Origin of the sequence: Pseudoalteromonas sp. NZS100_1 (assembly GCF_015864285.1) — a bacterium.
Lineage (GTDB): Bacteria > Pseudomonadota > Gammaproteobacteria > Enterobacterales > Alteromonadaceae > Pseudoalteromonas > Pseudoalteromonas arctica.
Map to the genome: position 1 here is coordinate 1 of NZ_JADYXN010000054.1, position 8764 is coordinate 8764.

The 8764-nt window shown below is 40.0% G+C and carries 9 protein-coding genes and 1 pseudogene; 3 read left to right on the top strand and 7 right to left on the bottom strand.

Translation table 11 applies throughout. The features are described 5' to 3' along the window. Window positions 1–120: pseudogene (locus I6F66_RS20110) on the top strand (elongation factor Tu); the annotation flags it as partial. Between the two features lie 427 nt (window positions 121–547). Here I6F66_RS20110 and I6F66_RS20115 read toward each other — a convergent pair. From I6F66_RS20115 to I6F66_RS20135, 5 genes are all read right to left on the bottom strand, one after another. Continuing rightward, window positions 548–1744: a dipeptidase gene (locus tag I6F66_RS20115; protein WP_165729563.1), complete on the bottom strand. Its 1197-nt coding sequence runs from the start codon at window positions 1742–1744 to the stop codon at window positions 548–550. Window positions 1745–1808: 64 nt separating this feature from the next. Then, entirely contained in the window at window positions 1809–2063 is a 255-nt protein-coding gene (locus tag I6F66_RS20120) for a YheU family protein (protein WP_007582257.1), read from the bottom strand. Next, window positions 2060–3052, bottom strand: a complete 993-nt coding sequence (locus tag I6F66_RS20125; protein WP_165741905.1) for a hydrolase — start codon at window positions 3050–3052, stop codon at window positions 2060–2062. The genes I6F66_RS20120 and I6F66_RS20125 overlap by 4 nt, the downstream gene beginning before the upstream one ends. A 737-nt stretch (window positions 3053–3789) precedes the next feature. Further along, the gene (locus I6F66_RS20130) at window positions 3790–4212 is read right to left on the bottom strand and encodes a TIGR02444 family protein (RefSeq protein WP_165741370.1); all 423 of its coding nucleotides are present in this window, start codon (window positions 4210–4212) and stop codon (window positions 3790–3792) included. Continuing rightward, complete coding sequence (locus I6F66_RS20135) at window positions 4196–6118, bottom strand: ATP-binding cassette domain-containing protein (RefSeq protein ID WP_197209641.1); 1923 nt, start codon at window positions 6116–6118, stop codon at window positions 4196–4198. The genes I6F66_RS20130 and I6F66_RS20135 overlap by 17 nt, the downstream gene beginning before the upstream one ends. 132 nt (window positions 6119–6250) lie before the next feature. Here I6F66_RS20135 and I6F66_RS20140 point away from each other — a divergent pair, with 132 nt between their 5' ends. Then, entirely contained in the window at window positions 6251–6454 is a 204-nt protein-coding gene (locus I6F66_RS20140) for a YheV family putative zinc ribbon protein (protein WP_007378899.1), read from the top strand. Window positions 6455–6486: 32 nt separating this feature from the next. Here the strand turns inward: I6F66_RS20140 and I6F66_RS20145 are convergent, their stop codons facing one another. Then, complete coding sequence (locus I6F66_RS20145) at window positions 6487–6702, bottom strand: SlyX family protein (protein ID WP_007378900.1); 216 nt, start codon at window positions 6700–6702, stop codon at window positions 6487–6489. Then, entirely contained in the window at window positions 6689–7687 is a 999-nt protein-coding gene (locus I6F66_RS20150) for a WD40 repeat domain-containing protein (RefSeq protein WP_197120232.1), read from the bottom strand. Before I6F66_RS20150 ends, I6F66_RS20145 begins: the two co-directional genes overlap by 14 nt. 215 nt (window positions 7688–7902) lie before the next feature. On the opposite strand from I6F66_RS20150, the gene fkpA reads away from it, so the two are divergent. Continuing rightward, window positions 7903–8649, top strand: a complete 747-nt coding sequence (fkpA, locus tag I6F66_RS20155) for an FKBP-type peptidyl-prolyl cis-trans isomerase (RefSeq protein ID WP_007582243.1) — start codon at window positions 7903–7905, stop codon at window positions 8647–8649. The last annotated feature ends 115 nt before the right edge of the window (window positions 8650–8764 follow it).

The following is an 8764-nucleotide window of genomic DNA, read 5'->3' on the forward strand; positions in this document are numbered from 1 at the left end:
AACATCAAGATGACAGTAACTCTAATCGCACCAATCGCGATGGATGAAGGTCTTCGTTTTGCTATCCGTGAAGGTGGCCGTACTGTAGGTGCTGGTGTTGTAGCAACTATCGTAGCGTAATAATTAACTTTAAAGTTAATTGTTAGAAAAAGGTCACTCAGGTGGCCTTTTTTAATGCCTGAAGAAAAGTGTCATATGAAGGTGGCGCTCTTACCTTAGGCGTAGGTGCTTTGTAGCAACTATCGTAGCGTAATAATTAACTTTAAAGTTAATTGTTAGAAAAAGGTCACTCAGGTGGCCTTTTTTAATGCTTGAAGAAAAGTGATTGGCTTTTCGTTATAACTTTATTGCCGTAGCTTGGATTGAGTTTTACGAAACCCGAGGAAAAAGATTGCTGAAAATAACTACGCAGTTAATGGACTATTTAATACGTTAAAATGATCATGCTTTTAATAAAATTGGTACCAATAAAAAGCACGGCTAGGCCGCGCTTATATTGAATTAGCTTTTGGTATTTTAGCCAATAACTAATATACGCTAAAAAGCTTTAATTTTTCTTCGCATATTCTTCAGCTTGCTTTAAAACTCTTAATAAATTACCGCTAAGAATTTTTTTAATATCAGCATCGCTGTAATCTCTATCCATTAAACCTTGAACAAGGTTAGGGTAGCTAGATACATCTTTTAAACCGATAGGTAATGAATCGCCTACTCCATCATAATCAGAGCCAATACCTACATAATCAATACCAATTAGCTCAACTACGTGATCAATATGATCAAGTACTTGCTCAAGGCTTGCAAATGGGTAAGGGTTTTTAGCACGGTAGGCAGCATCAAAATCTTTGCTTAATTTAGTCCCGTCTTTTTTAACCGACTCTTTTGTGCTTTTTAACTGCTTGCCCCAACTGCCTGCTTTAGCGGTAACAAAACTTGAGCCAAAGTTGATTTGAATAACACCGCCATTTTCTTTAAGTGCTAATAACATATCGTCATTCATATTACGCTCAAAGCCAGGAGTATATTTACGAAGTGATGAATGAGAGGCAATTACGGGTGTTTTAGAGAGATCCATAACCTGATAAAACGCATCATCAGAAATATGAGAAACGTCGATTAACATACCAATATTATTCATTTCAGTAATTAGCTTTTTACCAAATGGGCTTAAACCTTTCCATTTGCGGCGAATATCATAAGACGAATCTGAAATATGGTTGCTTTGCGAGTGCGCTAGCGTGATGTAGCGAATACCGCGGTCGTAAAAGTGCTGAAGGTTTTTCATATCTCCTTCGATAGGAGATCCATTTTCCATACCCATTGCAATAGACAGCTTACCTTGCTTAAACTGCTCTTCTATATCAGTGCTTGAGCTGGCAATAGCAAACTTATCGGGTGCGCGCTGGGCTATAGCTTCCATACTATCAATCATTTGATTGGCTAGTTGGTAGCTTTTTCCTTTACCTTCAAATTCCAAATGCGCAGGAATATAAATCGACATAAACGGTGCGTTTAAACCGCCTTTTACAGCGCGAGGGTAGTCAAAATCGCCATCAGTTGTCGCTTTAGTTACATCAACCCAGCTTTCGTGAATTCGATAAGGTACGTCGATATGGGTATCAATTAAAATGGTGTCTTTAGCGAGTTTAATTGCTTTGTCGGATGCTGTTATTGTTTGTTCTGCATGGACTTGACTAGTTAATGCTAGTGATACGGCTACCACTAGAGTGCTGAGTTTTATCATGTTTTGGCTCTTTGGGTAAAAAGCCATTGTGTACGTTCAATTCAAAAGTTACAAGTACTACACCTTAATCAAACGCCTCTGCTTGATGCTCTTCACTTTGCAGCGCTTTAAATTCGCCCTTAGAAATAATAGTAACTGACTCATGTAATTCTGAGAAAAACACCATTGCTTCGCCATTTTTAAGCTGTAGCTTAACTTGGTTAACTTTAGATTCGATGCTTGCTTCTACTTCGCCATAATCGGTGCCTTCGCGCAGTACATAGCTTTCTATTAGGTTGTACAGTGTATCTTTATCGAGTTGTTCAAAAGGGATAATCATAATTGCTCTTTGTTTGCGTTGCCTAAAACATGTTGCCCAAAATAGCATGGCACGGCTTTCTCTAACCAAAATATAGGCTTAAACGGATTTTTACCGCTAATAAAACCAACGTGTCCGCCTTTGTCAGAGATGCGCAGCGTAACATGCTCACTCACATCTTGCCTACTCGGTACGGCCTTAATTGAGAGCATTGGGTCGTCTTTGGCATGAATAATAAGTGTGGGTATAGCAATATCTTTTAAGTACGGCATGGCACTGGCTTTACGATAGTAATCGTGGGCATTTTCAAAGCCGTGTAACGGTGCTGTAAGTTGGTTATCAAACTCTAATAAATCATCAATATTCATTAATTGATCGGTAGTTATAGGAATTTGCTGCTTAATTTGTGGCAGCTTTCGCTGCATTGATTTTTTCATGCGATCGAGCAGATATTTTTGGTAAATTTTACCTAAGCTTTTACGAATAACATCGCTTGATGACGACAAATCATAAGGAGCAGATACCACCGCTGCAGCACTTAGTGGGCATGCTTGTGATTGTTCACCTAAGTATTTGGCCAGTACGTTACCGCCTAACGAAAAACCTACAGCGACCATAGTGCGCTCAGGAAATTGCAGCTTTAAGTGATTTATAAAAAAGGCTAAATCGGCGGTGTCACCGCTGTGATAAGCACGTGGCAGGCGATTTACTTCAGTTGAGCAATTTCTAAAGTGCATAAGCACAACTGCATAACCTTGCTTTTTTAACGCCTTCATCATGCCTTTGGCATAAAAGCTATTTATATTGCCTTCAAGGCCATGTAAAACAACGGCAAGTGGAGCGGTTTCGTTATGTGGAAGTGACCATGCGAGCTCAATAAAGTCACCATCAGGTGTATCAAGTTGCTCAAGTTCGTAGCGAGTGTGGTGAAATGGGCGGAAAAAACGCGGCATTATGGTCTGAACGTGACGATTGGTCATCCACCATGCTGGTTTGAACTGAGAGATCATGTTTGTACTACGCACTTTGTATTAAACGAAAAGCTAGTGTACCAAATTTTTCGCTTCAGAAAATAAAAAGCGCCTAACTAGTAAACTAATAAGGCGCTTTAGTGCGTCGTGCTTAATTTTGGTCAGGAATTTCTGCATCATGTATTTTTTTCAGAAAGAAAAAAGCAAAAAAGATACACAAAGAAACAACGATAGTTAAAAATCCAAAAGACATAAATAAAACTGGATCTGTAAAAAAATCTCTAAAGAATACGCTCATGATTTGTTCCCCTCGTTGTTGATGGATTAATCATAGGCGGTGTTTGCAGGTCGCAACGTGATCGAGATCAAGTTATTTACATAAGCAGATATAGGGGTGAAGCTAAGTTGATTTAGATCATGCTTTAAAGGCTACTAAGTTATACCACTGAGAGCTAAGAGAGTTTTTCGCTTGAAATAGTGAGCTGATTGTAATCCATGTTTTTTCACTTCCCCTAAAGCGTAGCGCTTTTAACTTTTTTGAGTAAACCACTTAAAGATTTTTTGCACGAAGAGAAAAAAAGAGAAGCAAATGGGGGCAGGGTAATAAAATGCTGAGCTAAACAGCCGCTCAATATTTATATTTTTATCTAAGTAATCTAGTTTGTTTTCCTCTAAAAGCGAAGCGCCTCTTAACCTCTTTGTGAATTATTTACTTAAAGGTTTTTTGCACAAAGAAAATAGAATGAGCAGTGGAGGAGGGTATAAAAAGTCGCAGCCTAAGTGGCTTTCATATACAGCTCAATATTGTTTGGTTCTGCATGCTCGATTAATTCAAACTCATTTACTGCTTCAATCAACATATGTTGCTGTTGTTTTTCAAGCTTTAGCTCAGTGCTTAGTAACTCTGCGCGTATTGTGGCGTAATCACTTATCGTATTCTGGTTAGCTTTTAAATAGCTACGAGCAGCGCGCAGAGGCTGTAATGCATAAGTATCAAATTCACTAACTACTTGCGTTAACTCATTTAGCTGTTGGGTATTAATACTTAAATTTAATGAATCTAAATAAAGTAGCAATAAGCATAAATTAACGTTTTTTCCTTGCTGGTTTTGTAGTGCCAGCAAGGTTGTTTGTTGCTCAGGCTTTGCGTACAAAGTGCACGCAAACTGCCAAAAATGGTCGCTATTGAGCAAGTTCATCGGTGAATGCCTGTTCTTTTTCTTCCATTTCTTCAAGTGCCATAAGAAGCTCTTCTTCAACGTCGTTAAGTTTTGGCGTAAGGGTTGCTTGCTTGGCTAATAACTCTTTAAGCTTGGTTTTGTTGTCGTCGTTGTACAGTTCGTTATCACCTAAGGTCACTTCAACTTCACTTAATTCAGCGGTGAATTTATCGAGTTGCTTTTCAAGCTTTTCAATTTGCTTTTTAAGTGGCTGAATGGCTTTTCTAAACTCAGCCTCTAAGCGCTTTTGCTCCTTACGATTAACACCTGGGTTTGCTTTAGGCTCGTCGGTTTGCTGCGCTTTAATCGCTTCTTTATTCGCATTAAGTAGCCATTGGTAATATGCATCTAGGTCGTAACCAAACTGGGTTACTTTGCCGTCATCTACTAAGTAAAACTCATCGGCGGTATTTTTAAGCATATGGCGATCGTGCGATACGGTAACCATAGCGCCTTCAAAACCTTGTAGTGCCATAACAAGTGCATGGCGCATTTCTAAATCAAGGTGGTTAGTTGGCTCATCGAGTAGTAATAAGTTTGGTTTTTGATATACCAACATGGCAAGTACTAAACGTGCTTTTTCGCCGCCCGAAAATGGGGCTACAGGCTCAAGTGCTTTATCGCCAATGAAGGCAAAGCCGCCTAAAAAGTCACGTAGTGATTGTTCAGTGGCTTTTGGGTCTAGTCGTTGTATGTGCGTTATTGCACTGGCTTTTAAATCAAGAGATTCCAGCTGATGCTGCGCAAAGTAACCAATATTTAATCCGTGATGCTGAATAACTTCGCCCGCTTGCGGCTCTAAATCACCAGAAAGCAGTTTAATTAACGTTGATTTACCCGCGCCATTTCGACCAAGTAAAGCAATTCGGCTACCTGGTACAAGGTTTAGCTCTATATTATTTAAAATAGTGACGTCACCATAACCCGCTTTGGCTTTATCTATTGTCATTAGTGGGTTTGGTAATGCTTTTGGCTCTGCAAACTCAAAGTTAAATGGCGAGTCGGCATGTGCTGGCGCTAGTTTTTCCATGCGTTCAAGCGCTTTTACACGGCTTTGTGCTTGTTTAGCTTTACTGGCTTTTGCTTTAAAGCGCGTTATAAATTGCTCTAAGTGTGCAATTTGATCTTGCTGCTTATCAAACATTGCTTGTTGTTGTAGTAAACGCTCTGCTTTTTGGCGCTCAAACTGCGAGTAGTTACCTTTGTACACATTGATAAGTTGCTTATCTACATGCCAAATTTGATCAACCACCGCATCTAAAAACTCACGGTCATGCGATATAAGTACAAGGGTACCGGTATAAGCACGTAAAAAGCGTTCAAGCCAATAAACGGCATCTAAATCAAGGTGGTTTGTTGGCTCATCGAGTAATAGTAAATCGGCGTCGCGTATTAATGCTTGGGCAAGGTTTAAACGCATACGCCAACCACCCGAAAACGAGCTGACAGGGTTTTCTATAAGGCTATTGGCAAAGCCTAAGCCGTGTAATAGCTCACCGGCGGTTGATTCAATGCTGTAGCCTTTAATGTTTTCAAGCTGAATATGTACTTTGGCTTGTGTGTCGCCATCGTTGTTTTTCTCGGCCTCACGCAGTGCTATGCGCATTGCGTAGTATTCTGGGTGGCCTTGAAGTACATAATCAATCGCGCTTATTTCAAGTGCAGGTGTCTCTTGCTTAACAGAGGCAATAGACCAATCTTTTGGAATGCTGCAGTTACCGGCATCTAGTTGTAGTTCTGATTTTAGTAAACCAAATAACGTTGATTTTCCACAGCCATTAGCGCCAACAAGGCCTACTTTGTGTTCTGGGAATAATGTAGCTGATGCGTTTTTTAATAAGGCTTTACCGCCACGAAGTAGTTCTATTTCTGAGATTTGGATCATGAATGCGTTACTTTGCTGTGCCCTTGTTAAGTTGGCGCTATCATAACATAGAACTTAATGCTCTTATCAAGCGTATCAACAAGTGAAGTTATACGATAAAATGACAGCAGTTCAAACCACAGGAAAAATGTTGTGAGACAAAAGAAGCGATTTATTGCTGGTGCATCGTGCCCTGACTGCAAAGCCATGGATACTATGATGCTATACAGAGAACATGATGTTGAAAAAGTAGAGTGTGTTGAGTGTGGTCATAAAATGGCGCAACCCGATAACGCTGTTCAGGCGTCTACTCGCCAATTTGAACAAGTAATTGGTGTATTTAAACCGGGCGACTAACCCGGTTTTTTATTGCCTAATTTTTACCGGTTTTAGTAATGCGGTGGAGGCGGCTCAGGTGCTTCAGACATCATAGACGATGATGACTGCGACTCTTTAATTTTTTCTGCTAGCAGCTCAGTTTGGCGTTTCATTTTTGCTAAAAGTTGCTGGTGCACTTTTATTTCATCATTTAAGACTTCAATCGTCTCATCTTGAAAAGCCACTTTGGCTTCAAGTTCCATTAAGCGATGTTCAATTGTGTTCATTATTCTCTCGTATAATAAATCGCTCTGCGATACCGCTGGAGCTTTCGGTTAACAACGACTTACCGTTATCTGTAAATGTCACATCTAGCACCACCGCCGATTTAGGCTTACTGCCTTCGCGCGGGGTAACCTGCCAAGTTTGAATTTTTTCACCGCTTGGTATTTGCCACAAATCTACGCGCTTATTTGGCGAGCCGGTTGCAAGCAAAGTGCCTTGTTCGTTAAAGCGCACAGCAGTAAAAATTTTCTGACGCGCAATATACTTCAGTTTACTCACAAGATCACCTGTAGTCAGCTTCCATACATTTGCTTGTGCCATACTGTCGGCCGTAAACGCATAGCGACCCTGTGGATCGAGCGTCACTTGGGTAACACGCGTTGGGTGATTAAAACGATGAATTACTTGCCCTGTACGTGTATCCCAAAAGTAAGCAACATAATCGTTAGAGCCACTTAAGGCGTAGCGTCCGTTAGGTGATAGGTCAACGGTGTTAACTTTATCTTGATGACCTAAAAACTCAATACGACGTCCGGTTTCTAGGTTTACAAATACGACAACGCCGTCGCTACGGCCGTATAAAACACTACGGCCTTGATTGCTAATAGCAATATCGCGAATACTGGCTTTTTGTATTTTGTAATAACCTTTATTTTTGCCTGTGGCTATATCCCACACAGCAAACGTGGTTTTTTCGGCGGTAACAGCCACGCTGTTATCAAAAGCAATAGCAACGGCGTATACCAAACTGTCTTGAGCTTGCTGCTGAAACCATTGGTATTTTAGTACCTGCTGTTGATTATCCCACAGGGCGACCCCATGGTTGATAGAGGAGATCAAACTGTATTTACCATCGTTTGAAAGTGTTGATGAAAACGCACCTTGTGCAGCATGTTCGTAACTTGCTACAGCGTGTTGCTTTTTATCGGTACAGGCGATGGCTAAAAAACAGCTAAATACGATTAAAAAAGTACGAAATATCGACATATTACAGGTATTTCCCCTTAACTCTTAGTGACTGAGAGGTTAGACTAGGACGCGTTAAATGCCTAGGTTGTTTGTCTAATCACTGGATATGTTTTTAGTTTAGCTAACAATGTGGAATTTAGTCATTAAACAAGCAGCCTATCATGTGGGCCGTTAATCTTTAACTAGTAATAATACATTAAAATGACAACTGCAAAGTGTGTCGGAGATTTAAAATGAAAAAGACGATTAGATTGTCATTGATTGCAGCGTCAGTTTTAGCGCTTACAGCTTGTAATCAAGAAGCAAAAAAAGAACAAGCTGAAGTTAAATTAGACACTGTAGAACAGCAACAAGCATACGGTATTGGTGCATCTGTAGGTAACTTTTTAAATAAAGACTTAGCAGACAAAACAGAAATTGGTATTGAACTAGACCAAGCACTTCTAATCCGTGGTTTTGAAGATGCACTTGCTGGTAATGCAAAAATTGACGAAGAAAAAATTCGCGAAGTATTAACTGAACTAGATACATCAGTACGTACTAAGCAAGAAGAAAAAGCAAAAGTAGAGTCTGAAAAAAGCAAAGAAGCGGGTGTTAAATACCTAGCTGACAACGCTAAAAAAGAAGGCGTTACAGTAACTGAGTCTGGCCTGCAGTATGAAGTACTTAGCGAAGGCGATGGCGAAAAGCCAGTAGCAACAGACGTAGTTAAAGTACACTACAAAGGTACTTTATTAGACGGTACTGAGTTTGATAGCTCATATGCACGTAACGAACCTACAACTTTCCCTCTTAACCGCGTAATTGCTGGTTGGACTGAAGGTTTACAACTTATGTCAGTAGGTTCTAAGTACAAGTTCACTATTCCTTCAGAACTTGCTTACGGCGACCGTGACTTAGGTAAGATTCCAGCTAATTCAACACTTGTATTTGAAGTTGAATTACTTGAAATTCAAAATGAAGAAGCACCAGCACAATAATAAGTTTATTGTGTAAATGCAAAAAGGGACCTTAGGTCTAATGCCAGTCAGTTAAGCTGACTGGCATTTTTCTTTTTATGGGGATACTTAGATGGTTTTGGCTTAACCCATCGGG

Coding starts and splice junctions, on each gene's coding strand:
- I6F66_RS20115 (WP_165729563.1), bottom strand. CDS start 1,744: ATGATAAAACTCAGCACTCTAGTGGTAGCCGTATCACTAGCATTAACT.
- I6F66_RS20120 (WP_007582257.1), bottom strand. CDS start 2,063: ATGATTATCCCTTTTGAACAACTCGATAAAGATACACTGTACAACCTA.
- I6F66_RS20125 (WP_165741905.1), bottom strand. CDS start 3,052: ATGATCTCTCAGTTCAAACCAGCATGGTGGATGACCAATCGTCACGTT.
- I6F66_RS20130 (WP_165741370.1), bottom strand. CDS start 4,212: ATGAACTTGCTCAATAGCGACCATTTTTGGCAGTTTGCGTGCACTTTG.
- I6F66_RS20135 (WP_197209641.1), bottom strand. CDS start 6,118: ATGATCCAAATCTCAGAAATAGAACTACTTCGTGGCGGTAAAGCCTTA.
- I6F66_RS20145 (WP_007378900.1), bottom strand. CDS start 6,702: ATGAACACAATTGAACATCGCTTAATGGAACTTGAAGCCAAAGTGGCT.
- I6F66_RS20150 (WP_197120232.1), bottom strand. CDS start 7,687: ATGTCGATATTTCGTACTTTTTTAATCGTATTTAGCTGTTTTTTAGCC.
- fkpA (WP_007582243.1), top strand. CDS start 7,903: ATGAAAAAGACGATTAGATTGTCATTGATTGCAGCGTCAGTTTTAGCG.